The sequence below is a fragment of the Rhodopila sp. genome, from assembly GCF_965277165.1.
In the GTDB taxonomy this organism is placed as follows: Bacteria; Pseudomonadota; Alphaproteobacteria; order Acetobacterales; family Acetobacteraceae; genus Rhodopila.
Genome location: NZ_CBDICE010000005.1, coordinates 1,767,605 through 1,783,446, shown reverse-complemented (window position 1 = coordinate 1,783,446; position 15,842 = coordinate 1,767,605). Strand labels below are relative to the sequence as shown.

Below are 15,842 nucleotides of genomic sequence, written 5' to 3'. Positions count from 1 at the left end.
CCCGACCCATGCCGACAACCTGCATCCGCAACGCCGCCTGGATCATCGCCTGGGACCCCTCGACCGCTCGGCACGGCTATCTGCGCAACGCCGATCTCGCGTTCGGGGCCGATCGCATCCTCTTCATCGGCCGACGCTATCCCGGCCCGGTCGACAACGAAATCGACGGCACCGACCGCATGGTCATGCCCGGGCTGGTCGACATCCACGCCCACCCCAGCACCGAACCCCTGTTCCGCGGCCTGCGTGAGGAACACGGCCTGCCCAGCATGTTCATGACCGGGCTTTACGAACGCGGCGTTGCCTTCCGCCCCGACGCGCCCGCCCGCCACGCCGCCAAGACCGTCGCCTATGCCGAGCTGCTGCTGAGCGGCACCACCGCCGTGGCCGACCTGTCCGGCATCGACCAGGGCTGGATCGAGCTCGCCGCCCGCTCCGGCTTGCGGGTGTTCGCGGCCCCCAGCTTCGCCTCCGCCCATTGGCACCTGGAAAACCACTGGCAACTGCGATACGCCTGGGACGAGGCCGCCGGCCGCGCCGGCCTCGACGCCGCATTGACGCTGATCGAACAGGCCCAGGCCGACCCCAGTGGCCGTCTGTCCGGCATCGTCTCGCCGGCACAGATCGATACCTGCACCGCCGACCTGCTGCGCGACAGCCACGCCGCCGCGCTCGAAAGAAACCTTCCCTTCACCACCCACTGCTCACAAAGTATAAACGAATTCAACGAGATGACCGGCCGCCACGGCATCACCCCGGTGCAGTGGGCCAACCAGCTCGGCATCCTGGGCCGCAACACCATCCTCGGCCACGCCATCTTCATCGACCAACACGCCTGGACGCGCTGGCACACCACACGCGACCTGCCGCTCCTGGCCGAGACCGAAACCAATGTCGCCCACTGCCCCTCGCCGTTCGCCCGCTATGGCCAGACCCTGGAACATTTCGGCCGCTACCGCCGCGCCGGGGTCAACCTCGGCATCGGCACCGACGTCGCCCCCCACAACCTGATCGAGGAAATCCGCCTCGCCGCCACGCTCGGTCGGATCGCGGCGCAAGACATCACCGCAACCTCTCTCAACGATGTGTTCCATGCCGCCACCGCCGGCGGTGCCCAGGCACTGGGGCGGACCGATATCGGCCGGCTGCAACCCGGTGCCAAGGCCGATATGGTCGTGGTCGATCTGACCAACCCCTGGATGATGCCGGCGCACGACCCGCTACGCTCATTGGTCTACACCGCCGCCGACCGGGCGATCGAGCAAGTGTTCATCGATGGCCGCCTGGTGGTGGACCGGGGCAAGGTGCTGACCCTGGACCACGCCGGCGCGCTGGCGGCGCTGACCGAGGCCCAAGGCCGCATGATCGCAGCCGTCCCCAGTCACGACTGGGCGCATCGCGACGCCGACCGGATCACCCCGCGCAGCCTGCCGATGCTCACCTAGTATCCTGCCCCAGAAGTTCGCCGCATTTCACCGCGGACGCCTGGGATCAGCAGGCCACTGAAAACAAAGAGCGAGTGCCGCGAGGCTGATGTTCGCCCGCTATGGCGAGCTTCGGACTCGAGACACTAGCGCCTTTGTCATTCGGCTCGGCTTGCCTATAATCCATCTTAACAATGCCATCGGCGCACAGGCCGCCCGGCCGACCCAGGCCGGGACAGGTGTCGTCGTGCCGCCGGATGGCCGGCTGAACGTTGACGAAGGCAGGAAACAGACCCTTGACTCACGCCCCCGCAAACAGCACCGCATGGAAGAAACAAGCCGCCAAGGCACTCGCCGGCACCGGGGTGTACGCCTCCCGACCGGTACACGCCAACCAGGCCGCGCCCGCCCTGGTGGCCGAGGCGCTGCGCCGCGACGAAGGCCGACTGTCGGTCGACGGCGCCTTCATGGTGCAGACCGGCGTGCACACCGGCCGTTCGGTGCAGGACAAGTTCGTGGTCGATGAGGCCTCGGTCCACGCCGATATCTGGTGGGGCAAGGTCAACCAGCCGATGCCGGCGGACCGGTTCAATACCATCAAGCACCGGATGCAGGCCTACCTGCAAGGCCAGGAACTGTTCACCCAGGACCTCTACGCCGGCGCCGATCCCGACCATCGGGTGCGCGTCCGCCTGGTCACCACCCAGGCCTGGAACGCGCTGTTCGCCCGCAACATGTTCCTCCGCCCGCCCGAGGCCGACCTCGCCACCTTCCAGCCCGACTACGTCATCCTGCACGCGCCGCTGTTCCACACCGACCCCGCGATCGACGGCGTGCGGTCGTCCACCACCATCGCGTTGTCGTTCGAGCAGAAGATGATCCTGATCGCCGGCAGCGAATACGCCGGCGAGGTGAAGAAATCGATCTTCACGGTGATGAACTGGGTGCTGCCGGCCAAGGGCGTCATGCCGATGCACTGCAGCGCCAATGTCGGCGCGGACGGCGACGTCGCGCTGTTCTTCGGCCTGTCGGGCACCGGCAAGACCACGCTGTCGTCCGATCCCGACCGCCGGCTGATCGGCGACGACGAGCACGGCTGGGGCCCCGACGGCACCTTCAACTTCGAGGGCGGCTGCTACGCCAAGGTGATCAACCTGTCGCAGGCAGCCGAACCCGAGATCTGGGCCGCCTCCAACCGGTTCGGTTCGGTGCTCGAGAACGTCGTCGGCGACCGCCACGGCAAGCTCGACCTGACCGACGATTCGCTGACCGAGAACACCCGGTCCTGCTACCCGGTCGAGTTCATCCCGAATGTCGATCTGTCCGGCCGCGGCGGCCAGCCCAGGAACGTATTCATGCTGACCTGCGACGCGTTCGGCGTGCTGCCGCCGATCTCCCGGCTGACCCCGGCGCAGGCGATGTATCACTTCCTGTCCGGCTACACCGCCCAGGTCGCCGGCACCGAGAAAGGCATGGGGCGCGAGCCGAACGCCACCTTCAGCACCTGCTTCGCCCACCCGTTCCTGCCGCGCCGGCCCGAGGTCTACGGTCGCATGTTCGCCGACCTGATCGCGCGTCACGGCGCCACCTGCTGGCTGGTCAACACCGGCTGGAGCGGCGGCCCGTTCGGCACCGGCGAACGGATGTCGATCCAGCATACCCGCGCCCTGCTGCGCGCCGCCCTGGACGGGTCGCTGACCAGCGTGGCGTTCCACAAGGACCCGTTCTTCGGCCTGGCCATTCCCGAACACGTGCCGGGCATCCCCGACGACGTGCTGGACCCGCGCAAGTCCTGGGCCGACAAGGCGGCCTACGACAAGATGGCGAAGCACCTGATCGCGCGGTTCGAGCAGAATTTCGCCGGCTTCGAAGCCGGCGTCGGCGACGACGTCAAGGCCGTGGCGATCCGCGCCGCGGCCTGACCCGCGGGGGATGCCCCGACACTATGCCTCCGCTTAAGGCGGGACCCGACGCGAGTTCATCTGGATTCGATTAGGTCGCGACCGGGTCGCCGCTGGCATTGGCAAGCGCCGCGCTGAGCGGCCAGAGAGCGGACGCTGCGCATCATCGCACAAGCTGAGCCTCGATCGCAGCCTTTTCGATAACCGACCAGACCGATGCGATCTTTCGGCCGCTGAACTCGTAGAAGACGTTTTCCGTGAACGAGACCGTGCGACCGTTGATGCTCATGCCAAGGAACTCCGCCTTCGGAGAGCATTTAAAGCCGAGGCGGGCTGCAACACGCGAGGGGTCGCACACCAGGAGCTGGATGTCGAAGCGGAGGTCCGGGATGTCATCGAAATCCTTCACGAGCATGTCTCGGTAGCCAGACAGCCTGAGCGGTCGGCCATTGTGCTCGACCTCGTCGTCTACGTAGCTGCCAAGCTGGGTCCAATCCTGCCGATTCAGACAATCGATGTAGGCACGATAGAGATCGGCAAGAGACGCAGCGGGCACCGGGAACTCTCCTTGGATAGACATCCGCGTCCGAGGATGTCACAGAACATCACGACCAACGAAACAGGGCGGCGGGTCACGTTGGCCATGAATGGGGCCGGCGTTTCCCTGAATTCGCGCCTAGGGGGTTTGCCCGGGGGTGCCCCAAAGGGGATACCCTCGGGAAATGTTCGCGCGACCGGGCGGGTGCGGAGCAGCGCCGCGAGACTATCTGACGCAGCCAACCAAAAGGGGACGGAATGGCGGTTGATGCAGCTTCCGCGGAACCCGACGCCAGGCCGAGGGTTGCCACCGCCACCCGAGCCCCGCAGGGCCCCACCGAGGCGCCGGAACAGTCGGCTCGGCGGATGCGCCTGCTGGTGCTGTCGCTGCTGGCGCTGATCGTCGGCATCGTCACCGGCATCGGTGCCGTGGTGTTCCGCGACCTGATCGGGCTGGTGCACAACGTATTCTTCCTGGGTCAGTTCTCCTTCGTCTACGATTCCAGTCTTTTCACCCCGTTCAATCCGTGGGGCGCGGCGATCATCCTGGTGCCGGTGATCGGCGGCATCGGCGTCACCTGGATCGTGTCGAACTTCGCCCCCGAGGCGAAGGGCCACGGCGTGCCCGAGGTGATGGATGCGATCTACTACCAGCAGGGCATCATCCGCCCGGTGGTGGCGGTGGTGAAATCGATCGCCTCGGCGCTCGCCATCGGCACCGGCGCCGCGGTCGGGCGCGAGGGTCCGATCATCCAGATCGGGTCGGCGCTGGGGTCCACGCTGGGCCAGATCTTACGCATGCAGGCCGGTCAGCGCATCACCCTGGTCGCCGCTGGCGCCGGAGCCGGAATCGCCGCGACCTTCAACACACCGATCGGGGGGGTGTTGTTCGCCACCGAACTGATGCTGCCGGAGATCAGCGTCAACACCTTCCTGCCGGTGGCGGTGGCGACCGGCACCGCGACGTTCGTCGGCCGGCTGTTCTTCGGCGACCAGCCGGCGTTCAACGTGCCGCACAACCTGATCGCGATCCCCAACGACGTCGGCTCCGCCTTGACCTTGCTGCTGCTGTACGGGGTGCTGGGCGCGCTGACCGGGATCGCCGCGGCCGGCTTCATTCGCGGTCTGCACTGGATCGAGGATGGCTTCGACCTGGTTCCGGGATCCTACTTTCGCCACATCCTCGGCATGCTGCTGGTCGGTATCCTGATGTATGTGCTGTGGTCGAAGGCCGGCCACTATTACATCGAGGGCGTCGGCTATTCCTCGATCCAGGCCATGCTGCATAACCAGATCGGCGTCGGGCCGATCGGCGGTGGGCAAATTGGCGGCGCCGGCTTTTTGCTGCTGCTGTTCGTCTGCAAGCTGCTGGCGACCTCGATCAGCCTGGGATCGGGGTCGTCGGGCGGCATCTTCTCACCATCATTGTTCATGGGCGCGGCGTTCGGCGCGGCATTTGCCTCCCTGGTGCAGATCGTGATGCCGGGGGTGCCGATCAGCGTGCCGGCATTCGCCATGGTCGGCATGGGCGCGATGGTCGGCGCCGGCACCGGCGCGGCGATGACCGCGGTGACAATGATCTTCGAGATGACGCTGGACTACCAGATCGTGCTGCCGATGATCCTGGCGGTCGCGCTGGGCCTCGGGATCCGGCGCATGCTGTCGAACGAGAACATCTACACCTTGAAGCTGGTCCGCCGCGGCCATCCGATCCCCAAGGCGTTGCACGCCAACATGTTCCTGGTGCGGGGCGCGGCCGACATCATGGAGCGCGATGTGCTGGTGCTGGACCAGGCGACGCCGTTCTCGCGGTTCCTGGAACTGTCGGCCGAGGGCGGTGGGTTGCGTCATGTGGTGGTGACCAGGGACAACCAGGTGATCGGTGGAATCCGGGTCAACACCGACCTTCGCCGCACCCTGGGCGTCGCCGCCAGCGAGGTGTCGCTGGGTGATCTGGTGCAGCCGCGGTTCACCGTCGTACGGGAGACCGAGGTCGCATTCGACGTGATCACCACGATGTGGAACCAGAACGCCTCGATGGCGATCGTGGTCAGCCGCGACGGCGGCACCGAACGGGTGGTCGGCGTGGTGACCAAGGAACATGTCGCCGACACGGTCGCCCGCAGCGTGCAGATTTATCCCGGGTGATCAGTGTTCTGGGCAGCCCGGTCCTGGGCAGCCCGGTCCTGGGCAGCCCGGTTCTGGGCAGCCCGGTCCTGGGCAGCCCGGTCCTGGGCAGCCCGGTTTTGGGCAGCCTGCAGCCGCCGATGTTGCCAGCGCCGGTCCGACGCCGCGCCAGCAACGTCGAAGATATGGCGCCGGATCAGGCGACCTTGACGTCCTTCCAGAACCCGAAGCGGCCGCCGACCGCCTGCATCTTCGGCTGCGGACGCTCATACGACCAGGCGGCGCGTTCGTGGCGCTGGCCGTCGATGGTGGCGTCGTAGAACTGCACGCCGTGCGGGCATTCCAGGTCGGACGCGGTCTTCGGCGCCTTGGCGAGCCATTCAAGCCGCGTCGCGCCGGCCGGGAAGTAGGCGTAGCCGCCGCTCTCGACGATGTCGCTGCTGTCGGCGATGACGTGTCCGCTGAGGGTAGCTTGCATAGGTTCGACCTCCTGATGTGCGGATGCAGATAGGGACGCGGACGGGGTTGCGCCAGGGAGCCTCCGGGCTAAAACCTTCTTTAAGCAGCTGGACCCAGCCCGGCCGCGTTCCATCCGCCGGGTTTCGTTCGACGGGTTTCGTTCGACGGGTTTCCTCCGCTGGGTTCAGTCCGCCGCCAGGGCGATCTCGGACACCTCGGCGCGCATCCAGACGGCGGTATCGTGGAACACCGCGCCGCCCCACGGCGGACCGGGGTCGTCACTGGTCAGCGCATTGATCCCTATACCGCCTTCGAAACATTCGCTCGGCCAGATGCTTTCCGCGACCAGCACGCCCTGCTGCTGACCGTCGGCGATCCTGGCGTGCAGGATGACCTCGCCACGGATGTTGCCCAGCCGCACCTTCGAACCGTCGACCAGCCCGAGGCGCCTGGCGTCTTCGGCGTGCATCAGCACGGTGGGCCGGCCCTCGCGCTTGCGCCCCGAGTTCATTTCGCTGAACGTGGTATTCAGGAAGCTGCGCGCCGGCGCGGTCACCAGGCGGAACGGGGCATCGGCGCCGGCGGTCTCGGTGTTGTCGAGCTGATCGGGCAGCGCCGGCATCACGGCGTGCCGATCACCCAGCGTTTTCCAATCGGGAGCGAAATGGAACCGCCGGTCCGGGGTGGGAAAGCCATCGAGGAAATGCGCGGTGCGGAACGGCGGCATCTCGTCGATCCAGCGCAGCCGCCGCACGGTCTCGGCGTCGGGATAGCCCGACGCGGCGAGGGTGGCGTCGATCAGTTCCATCGCTGTCATTGCGAAGCCGCGATGGTCGGCGCCGAGGCGCGATGCCAGGCCCTGCAGCACCTCGTGGTTCGACCGGCACTCACCGGGCGGTTCGATCAGCTTGGCGCCGATCTGGATATGGCTGTGGCCGCCGGCCTGATAGATGTCGTCGTGCTCCATGAACATCGTCGCCGGCAGCACGATGTCGGACCAGCGCGCGGTTTCGGTCAGGAACTGTTCGTGGGTGGCGACAAACAGGTCATCGCGCCCGAAGCCGCGGCGCACCCGGTTGCTGTCGGGGCACACGGTCAGCGGGTTCTGGTTCTGGATCAGCATCGAATGCACGGCGGGCCCGGAGCCGAGTTCGGAACGATCGCCGGTCAGCACGCTGCCGATCCGGCTCATGTCCAGCACCCGGGTCGAGGGATCGAGTGCGTCCAGCCCCTCGATCAGCGTCTTGTCCCAGTGGTACATGCTGCGGTTCGACCACAGTGCGCCGCCGCCTTCGTGCTGCCAGGCCCCGGTGACCGTCGGCAGGCAACTGACCGCGTGCATCGCCGCTGCGCCATTGCGGCTGCGCGCGAAGCCGTAGCCGCAGCGGATGTAGCTGCGCCTGGTCTGTCCATACAAAGTTGCGAACGCCTCGATCTGGCTTGCCGGCAGGCCGGTGATGGCTTCGGCCCAGGCCGGTCCGCGGTCGCGCAGATGCGTCTCCAGCGTGTCGGGGCAATCGGCGTAGTCGCGCATGTAGTCACGATCCGCCCAGCCATCGCGGAACGCGACGTGCATCACCGCGCAGGCCAGCGCGGCATCGGTGCCCGGGCGCGGGGCCAGGTGCAGGTCGGCGGCAGCGGCGGTCGGCGTGCGGTAGGGATCGATCACCACCAGCTTGGCGCCGCGTTCCTTGCGCGCGCGCGCCACGTGCGTCATGACGTTGACCTGGGTGGCGACCGGATTGCCGCCCCACACCACGATCAGGTCGGAGCTGGCGATTTCGCGGGCATCGACGCCGCGGGTGGCGCCGACGCCGGCACGCCAGCCGATATCGGGCAGCGAGGTGCAGATGGTCAATTTCTGCCGCGAGTAGCGCATCACGTGGCGCAGCCGGTTGATCCCGTCGCGCTGCACCAGGCCCATGGTGCCGGCGTAGTAGAACGGCCAGACCGCTTCGGCGCCCCATTTCGCCGTATCGGCAGCGAACCGTTCGGCGATGCGGTCGAGCGCTTCATCCCAGGCGATCGGGCGGAACTGTCCCGCGCCTTTCGGGCCGGTGCGCAGCAATGGCTGGGTCAGCCTGTCGGGGTGATGGATGCGCTCACGATAGCGGGAAACCTTGGCGCAGATCACGCCGGCGGTGTAGTCGTTGTCCTCGGCGCCGCGCACTGAACCGATTTGGCGACCGTCGATCACCTCCACCGCAAGGGCGCAGGTCGAGGGGCAGTCATGCGGGCACACCGAGGCTTTGATGGCCGAGGCTTTGATGGCGCTGCTCATGGCGGCCACGGTAGAGCATCTTCGGCGGTACTGGAACAACCGGTATCGCGGCTGGTGTCACGCTTCTCGGATGCGGGCGCGATTCACGCGTCTCGCGAACAACGCGTCCTTCGGACGTCTCGCCCAGCGCGTCCCTCGGACGACGAACGGTCCGCCGAAGCCGCTATCGCGCTCCGGTCAGCCGACGCGCAGCAGTCCGGGGCCTTCGGTGCGCAGCCAGGGGATCGCGGTCCGGGTGTGCGGCGTCAGTTCATCGACCAGTTCCCAGAACTTGGCGCCGTGGTTCATGTGGCGCAGGTGCGCGACCTCGTGCGCCACGACGTAGTCCTGAACGAAGCCCGGTGCCATCACCAGCCGCCAGCTCAACGCCAGGGCGCGGTCCGGGGCGCAGCTGCCCCATCGGCTGGTGGTGTCCTTCATGGTGATGCGCTTCGGCATGACACCGATCAGCCCGGCCTTGGCCAGGGTCAGTGCGCCGAGCCGGCTGCGGGCCTCCTGGCGGAGGAAATCGCGCACCCGGCGGGGCAGGAATTCGGCGGCGCCGGCGACGTGCAACTCGCAATCCAGCAGGAACGCGCCGCCGCGCGCCGCCGGATCGTGGCGGATGCGGTGCGGCACGCCGCAGATCGGCACCAGCGCGCCATCACCGAAGACGACCGGAGCGGGCAACGCGGCGAGCCGGTCGGAGACCCAATCGGCGTGCCCCATCAGCAGCGCCATGCCGGCCTTGCGGCTGGCTCGCCTCGGCAAGGTGACGACGACGGCGCCCCCGGTCGGGTCGATCCGCAGCGACACCCGGCGCGCCCGGAGGCTGCGGCGCCATTCGACCCGAGCCGGCCCGGACGGCAGCGCGAGTATCTCAGGCTGGAGATCGTCCATGGCGGTGAATGCGCAGGAGTCCGGCCGATTCGTCAATGGGCGGCAGCGGCATGGCGGTGAATCGGGGGGCTGATTCGCCTGCCCGGGCGGTCGATGGCAACCTGATCGGGAGCAGACCCGGAGAGCCGCCATGTCCGATGCCGAACATGCCAGTTTCACATTCACCGACTTTGCCCTGAGCGGCGGCGGCAGCCTGCCCGAGGTGACGCTGGCCTATGTCACCCGCGGCCGGCTGGCGCCGGATCGGCGCAATGCGATCCTGGTCACCCACGGCTACACCAGCGGGCCGCGGATGATCGAGCCGGGTGCGGGATCGTCGGAGGGCGCGTGGAGCACGCTGGTCGGGCCCGGCGCGCCGATCGACACCGAGCGCTACTTCGTGGTGTGCAGCAATATGCTGGGGTCGAGCTTTGGGTCGACCAACGCGGCCTCGATCGATCCGCGGTCGGGCAAGCCGTACGGGTCTCGGTTTCCGAAGCTATCGGTTGTGGATATCGTAACTGCGCAGAAACGGCTGTTGGAGCATCTGGGGGTCGAGCATCTGCGGCTGGTGGTCGGGCCGTCCTATGGCGGGTTCCAGGCGTTCCAGTGGGCGGTGACGTTTCCCGATTTCATGGACGGGGTGGCGCCGGTGGTGACGTCGCCGTTGCCGCCGGCATCGGACCGGGTGGAGGGGCTGCTGCAATGGTTCGACAAGGACCCGAACTGGAACGGTGGCGATTACTACGACCGGGGCGGCGTGCACGGCACGCTGACCGCGCTGCGGGTGGACACGCTGGCGCGCTATGGGCTGGCCGACAGCCTGGCGGGGCAGTTTCCCGACCCGGCGGCGCGCGATGCAGAGTTGCGACGGATCGCCTCGGAATGGGCCGATGGGTTCGATGCGAACTCGCTGTTCATCCTGGGGGACGCGATGGGTCGTTACGACGTCGCGAAGGACTTCCACCGCATCAAGGTGCCGGTGCTGTATGTGCTGTCGCGCACCGATGCGCTGTTTCCGCCCAGCCTGGCGCCGGGGGTGATGGCGGGTCTGCACGGAGCCGGGGTGGAGGCGGATTATTTCGAGATCGATAGCGAGCACGGGCATTTGGCTTCGGGCGCGGACGGGGGCAAATGGGCACCGGCGTTGCGCGCGTTCGTGGCCAGGCTGGAGGCAACAGGCGGATCTTGAGATAGCTAAATGCGACCCAATCAGCCGGATCAGCGAAGCGTGCTGGTTCTTGATTGAGCGGGCAAGTTCGTGAAGCCGACGTTCAGCGGTGGCGAGATGGGCGATAGTCTGGAAGGATACGCGGCCGCGGCGAATGCTGAGCTGATCGCTCGGTTTGATGCGCTGTCGCCGGCGGAGATCTACGCGCCGGTTTCCGAGCTGCTGCCCAAACGGCCGGTTCGTGTCGCCGATATCGGAGCGGGAACGGGCCGGGACGCGGCATGGTTTGCTCGACGTGGGCATACGGTCCTGGCAGTCGAGCCGGTCGATGAGTTTCGCAAGGCCGGCGCGGCGCTGCATGGCTCGCCCAACATCGAGTGGCTGGACGATAGCCTTCCGGCGCTGGCGCGGGTCCAGGCATGGGGCCAGTTTGACCTGGTGACCCTCTGCGCGGTCTGGCACCACCTGGCTGACGGCGACCGCGCTGTCGCCATCCGCAACCTTGCCCGCGTGACGACGACGGGAGGCCGCTTGATCCTGTCGCTGCGTCATGGTCCGGGCGTGGTGGGCCGTGGCGTGTTTCCCGTGGTGGCGGAGCAAACCATCGAGTGGGCGCGTCAAGCAGGGTTTCGGCTGACGCGGCGGTGCGAAGCCGGTTCGGTGCAGCCGGGGAATCGAGCCACTGGCGTGCGGTGGACGTGGCTTGCCCTGGACAAGGCGGAATGAGTGCGGCGGGGCCGATCGTCGCGGGGCCGATCGTCGCGGGGCGGGTCGTCGCGGGGCCGATCGTCGCGGGGCGGGTCGTCGCGGGGCCGATCGTCGCGGGGCCGATCGTCGCGGGGCCGATCGTCGCGGGGCCGTCGCGGGATCGAAAAACCGAGAGAGGAGCTGCGAACAAAATGGGGAAAAGCGCAATGGCCACGGGCCTGTCGCCGTCTCGGCTGATCGACGCCAAGATCAAGGAACTGGACAACTGGAGAGGCCAGACGCTGTCCCGTGTCCGCGCCCTGATCAAGCAGGCGGACCCCGAGGTGGTCGAGGAGTGGAAGTGGAGAGGCGTTCCGGTGTGGTCTCACAACGGCATCCTCTGTACGGGCGAGACGTACAAGAGCGTCGTGAAGCTGACTTTCGCCAGGGGAGCGGCGCTCGAGGACCCCTCGGGCTTGTTCAACGCCAGCCTTGAAGGCAACACCCGGCGCGCGATTGATTTGCATGAGGGCGAAGAGATCGATGGGGATGCCTTCAAGGCGCTGATGCGCGCTGCCGCGGCGCTGAACGGGTCTTCCGCCCGATGATGACCGACAGCCACCAATGGGCGCCGGCATGGCTTCGCCCAACTGAAAGCTTGCGATATGAACAAAGTTGACGACGCGATCACCTCCCGCCGGTCGGTCCGGCGGTTCCTGTCGACCGCGGTGCCGGCGGCGACGGTGGAGGCGATCCTGGATGCCGCCGCGCGCGCCCCGAGCGGCACCAACATGCAGCCGTGGCGCGGGTATGTGCTGGCGGGAGGCGTCAGGGATGCGCTGATCGCGGCGGTGCAGGCGGCTTACGATGGCGGCGAAGCGGGTCACCGCCAGGAGGTCCAGTACTACCCCGACAGCTTCTTCGAGCCCTATCTGTCGCGTCGCCGGGCGGTGGGCTGGGACCTTTATGGGCTGCTGGGCATCGCCAAGGGCGAGGCGGCGAAGATGAAGGCGCAGCATCGCCGCAACTTCCAGTTCTTCGATGCGCCGGTCGGGATGATCTTCACCATCGACCGCCGGCTGGCGACCGGGTCGTGGCTGGACTACGGCATGTTCCTGCAGAACGTCATGACTGCCGCACGTGGCCGCGGCCTGGATACCTGTCCGCAGGCCGCCTGGACGCAATACCACAGTGTGATTCGTTCGGTGCTCGGACTGGGCGAGGAGGAAACCGTGGTCTGTGGCATGGCCTTGGGGTTCGCCGACCCGGACGGGCCAGAGAACGGCCTGATTACGGCTCGGGCGCCGGCACGGTCGTTCATGCGGTTCGCCGGGTTCGACGAATAGCCGGATGTCGAGCCGGCCGCGCTTCGAAGCGCTGGGGTCACACCCTCGGTCGGCCGGGAGGGCCGGTCGCGCGAGGGCTGGTCGCGCCGGGGTCGGTTGGGCGCCAGGGTCGGTCGGGCGCCAGGGTCGGTCGGGCGTGAGGGTCGGTCGGGCGTGAGGGTTGGCTCCGATTTAGATTGACCTGACCCCTCGGTTTCTGGAACATGACGTGAACGCGCGTGCTTCTGATGCGGCAACTGTCTTGCGTCGTGAGCGCCGTTCACCCGCCTGGGGCAGCGTCCGTTTTTGCGGCATCGAGTCGTGGTAATGGGGCCACAAACGCTCTATATAGTGGTCAATCTGCCTGGTTCGCCCATATATAGTTTGCAGCGAATCCAACCGCCTGGAGGAGAAAGGTCATTCGCGACATGACGTTGCCAGGAGAGACCGCCGTGCTCGATGCCGTTCAGATGCCAGGTCGTTATCAGGTTCGGGTCGAGCGGGCGCGCGACGCGTTGTTGACCGATTTCGGCCGCGCCACGCTGACCGACCGCTATCTGATGCCGGGAGAGGAATTTCAGGACCTGTTTGCCCGCGTCGCCTCGCAGTATGGCGACAACCACGCCCACGCACAGCGGCTGTACGACTACATGAGCAAGCTGTGGTTCATGCCCTCGACGCCGATCCTGTCGAACGGCGGCACCAATCGCGGACTGCCGATCTCGTGCTTCCTGAACGAGGCGAGCGACAGCCTGGACGGCATCCTGGGGCTGTGGAACGAGAATGTCTGGCTGGCGTCGAAGGGCGGCGGGATCGGGTCGTACTGGGGCAATCTGCGCTCGATCGGGGAAAAGGTCGGCGCGGTCGGCAAGACCTCGGGGGTGATCCCGTTCATCCGGGTGATGGACAGTTTGACGCTGGCGATTTCGCAAGGGTCGCTGCGGCGCGGATCGGCGGCGGTTTACCTGCCGGTGTGGCATCCCGAGATCGAGGAATTCATCGAGATCCGCCGCCCCACCGGGGGCGATCCGAACCGCAAGGCGCTGAACCTGCACCATGGCATCCAGATCCCCGATGCGTTCATGCGCGCGGTGGAGAACGACGAGCCCTGGTCGCTGCTGTCGCCGAAGGACAAGTCGGTGGTGCGCTCGATCTCGGCCCGCGCGCTGTGGGTGCGGATCCTGACCGCGCGGATCGAGACCGGGGAGCCGTATCTGGTGTTCTCCGATCATGTGAACAACGCCCGGCCCGAACACCACAAACTAGCCGGGCTGGAGGTGAGGACGTCCAACCTGTGCAGCGAGATCACCCTGCCTACGGGCGAGGACCAGCATGGCGTGCAGCGCACCGCGGTGTGCTGCCTGTGCAGCCTCAACCTGGAGAACTGGTCGGAGTGGGAGGGCCATCCGACGTTCATCGAGGACATCATGCGGTTCCTCGACAACGTGCTGCAGGACTTCATCGATCGCGCGCCAGCGGGCATGGAAAAGGCGCGCTACGCGGCGATGCGGGAGCGTTCGGTCGGGCTTGGGGTGATGGGGTTCCACTCGTTTCTGCAGGCGCTTAACGTGCCCTGGGAGAGCGTGGTGGCGAAGGTGTGGAACAAGAAGATGTTCCGCCATATCCGCGCCCAGGCGGATGCCGCCTCGGTCAAGTTGGCCGGCGAGCGCGGGGCATGTCCGGATGCGGCGGAGTATGGGGTAAAGGAGCGATTCTCGCACAAGATGTCGGTGGCGCCGACGGCCTCGATCTCGATCATTGCGGGGAATTCCTCGCCGGGGATCGAGCCGATCGCGGCGAACGTGTTCCTGCAGAAGACGCTGTCGGGGAGTTTCTCGGTGCGCAACCGCCATCTGCAGAAGCTGCTGGCGGAGAAGGGGTTCGATACGGAAGAGGTATGGTCCTCGATCACCACGACCAAGGGCAGCGTGCAGCATCTGGCGTTCCTGAGCGAGCAGGAGAAGGCGGTCTACAAGACGGCATTCGAACTGGATCAGCGCTGGGTGGTGGAGCATGCGGCGGATCGCGCGGGGTTCATCTGCCAGAGCCAGTCGGTGAATGTGTTCCTGCCGGCCAATGTGCATAAGCGGGATCTGCACCAGATCCATTTCATGGCGTGGAAGCGGGGGGTAAAGTCGCTGTACTACTGCCGCAGCCTGTCGATCGCGCGCGCCGATACCGTCAGCGACCGGGGCGTGGCGCCGGCGGCGTTCACTGGGCTGATGCTGGGGGCCAGCTTGCCGGCGAACGACGAGCAGGGGAGCTTGCCGCTGGTGGCGATGGCGGGGGGGAATGCGACGGATTATGAGGAGTGTCTGGCTTGTCAGTAGGGGGAATGCGAGCAGATGATACTTGGCTTTTAAACCGCTCGTGAAAGCTGTTGGAAAGAATCGAGGCGAGCCGCAGCGAGTCTGATACTGCCTTGTTTAGTGATTTGATGCTGTTGGGGGAGTTTGTCTTTAAACTTGCGATACTCGGCATTGTTGCGTGTTTAGGCGACAACGAGCGAGCGCGATACTCGGACACGGAGCGCCGACCGCCGCCGTCTACACGAGTTCTGTAACGTACCTTGAATATTCGATTCGATGTTTTATTGATAATTGCCCCACATTCAATCGGGAGTGGGCATGCCTGCATCGTAATCTGTCAGGTAAATATTGGATTTCTCCTTTATCGGCCGGTGTAAGCTCATTCGAGTATCTGAAGCGAAGTAACGACGAATTTTATGAAAATGGCGTTTACGTTTGGATCAAGACACCTCAGTTTATTCCGCTTCTAGGTACAAGCGACGATTAGTGGTAACATCATTGAGGGAGATAGCGGTAGGTTTTCGACTTCGCTTGGCACGTTACCTCCGCGTGAGACGAAGGCTCGTGGCGAGCTTGAGAAAGTGGGCAAATGTTTGACGAATATACCGCCGCGCATATGTGATTACATTGAACGCAAGATCGGCCCTGGCCTGAGGTCGCACAGCGACTGGCGGGTAACCGCCCCGGATAAGGACCAGGTTCATCAGCAGCCGAGCGGTGCGGTCATTGCGCCCCCCGCCCACCCGGCGCTAATCCCGCCCGC

General features: G+C 66.2%; 12 protein-coding genes. 8 read left to right on the top strand and 4 right to left on the bottom strand.

What is annotated here, in order from left to right; genetic code table 11:
• Window positions 1-8 precede the first annotated feature (8 nt).
• Together ACQY4Y_RS08930 and ACQY4Y_RS08925 are read left to right on the top strand one after the other, a co-directional pair.
• On the top strand, window positions 9-1,445 hold the full coding sequence (locus ACQY4Y_RS08930; RefSeq protein ID WP_428490195.1) for an amidohydrolase family protein: 1,437 nt from the start codon (window positions 9-11) through the stop codon (window positions 1,443-1,445).
• A gap of 275 nt (window positions 1,446-1,720) precedes the next feature.
• Window positions 1,721-3,346, top strand: coding sequence for a phosphoenolpyruvate carboxykinase (locus ACQY4Y_RS08925; protein WP_428490194.1), 1,626 nt, complete (start codon window positions 1,721-1,723; stop codon window positions 3,344-3,346).
• Window positions 3,347-3,488: 142 nt separating this feature from the next.
• On the opposite strand, the gene ACQY4Y_RS08920 is transcribed toward ACQY4Y_RS08925, so the two are convergent.
• Window positions 3,489-3,881 carry an ester cyclase gene (locus ACQY4Y_RS08920; RefSeq protein ID WP_428490193.1) on the bottom strand — a complete coding sequence of 131 codons (393 nt, stop codon included), beginning with the start codon at window positions 3,879-3,881 and terminating at the stop codon, window positions 3,489-3,491.
• A 239-nt stretch (window positions 3,882-4,120) separates the two neighbouring features.
• Here ACQY4Y_RS08920 and ACQY4Y_RS08915 point away from each other — a divergent pair, with 239 nt between their 5' ends.
• Window positions 4,121-6,010, top strand: a complete 1,890-nt coding sequence (locus tag ACQY4Y_RS08915; protein ID WP_428490192.1) for a chloride channel protein — start codon at window positions 4,121-4,123, stop codon at window positions 6,008-6,010.
• A gap of 175 nt (window positions 6,011-6,185) precedes the next feature.
• Here ACQY4Y_RS08915 and ACQY4Y_RS08910 read toward each other — a convergent pair whose 3' ends face one another.
• From ACQY4Y_RS08910 to ACQY4Y_RS08900, 3 genes are all read right to left on the bottom strand, one after another.
• Window positions 6,186-6,467: a DUF427 domain-containing protein gene (locus tag ACQY4Y_RS08910; protein WP_428490191.1), complete on the bottom strand. Its 282-nt coding sequence runs from the start codon at window positions 6,465-6,467 to the stop codon at window positions 6,186-6,188.
• Window positions 6,468-6,632: 165 nt separating this feature from the next.
• On the bottom strand, window positions 6,633-8,729 hold the full coding sequence (locus ACQY4Y_RS08905; protein ID WP_428490190.1) for a molybdopterin oxidoreductase family protein: 2,097 nt from the start codon (window positions 8,727-8,729) through the stop codon (window positions 6,633-6,635).
• A gap of 177 nt (window positions 8,730-8,906) precedes the next feature.
• Window positions 8,907-9,608, bottom strand: a complete 702-nt coding sequence (locus tag ACQY4Y_RS08900) for a M48 family metallopeptidase (RefSeq protein WP_428490189.1) — start codon at window positions 9,606-9,608, stop codon at window positions 8,907-8,909.
• 130 nt (window positions 9,609-9,738) lie between these two features.
• On the opposite strand from ACQY4Y_RS08900, the gene ACQY4Y_RS08895 reads away from it, so the two are divergent.
• From ACQY4Y_RS08895 to ACQY4Y_RS08875, 5 genes are all read left to right on the top strand, one after another.
• Window positions 9,739-10,779: an alpha/beta fold hydrolase gene (locus tag ACQY4Y_RS08895; protein ID WP_428490188.1), complete on the top strand. Its 1,041-nt coding sequence runs from the start codon at window positions 9,739-9,741 to the stop codon at window positions 10,777-10,779.
• A gap of 69 nt (window positions 10,780-10,848) precedes the next feature.
• Window positions 10,849-11,484, top strand: a complete 636-nt coding sequence (locus ACQY4Y_RS08890; RefSeq protein WP_428490187.1) for a class I SAM-dependent methyltransferase — start codon at window positions 10,849-10,851, stop codon at window positions 11,482-11,484.
• Window positions 11,481-12,053: a DUF1801 domain-containing protein gene (locus ACQY4Y_RS08885; protein WP_428490186.1), complete on the top strand. Its 573-nt coding sequence runs from the start codon at window positions 11,481-11,483 to the stop codon at window positions 12,051-12,053. Before ACQY4Y_RS08890 ends, ACQY4Y_RS08885 begins: the two co-directional genes overlap by 4 nt.
• Before the next feature lie 57 nt (window positions 12,054-12,110).
• Entirely contained in the window at window positions 12,111-12,791 is a 681-nt protein-coding gene (locus ACQY4Y_RS08880) for a nitroreductase (protein ID WP_428490185.1), read from the top strand.
• A 407-nt stretch (window positions 12,792-13,198) separates the two neighbouring features.
• On the top strand, window positions 13,199-15,100 hold the full coding sequence (locus tag ACQY4Y_RS08875; RefSeq protein WP_428490184.1) for a ribonucleoside-diphosphate reductase subunit alpha: 1,902 nt from the start codon (window positions 13,199-13,201) through the stop codon (window positions 15,098-15,100).
• The last annotated feature ends 742 nt before the right edge of the window (window positions 15,101-15,842 follow it).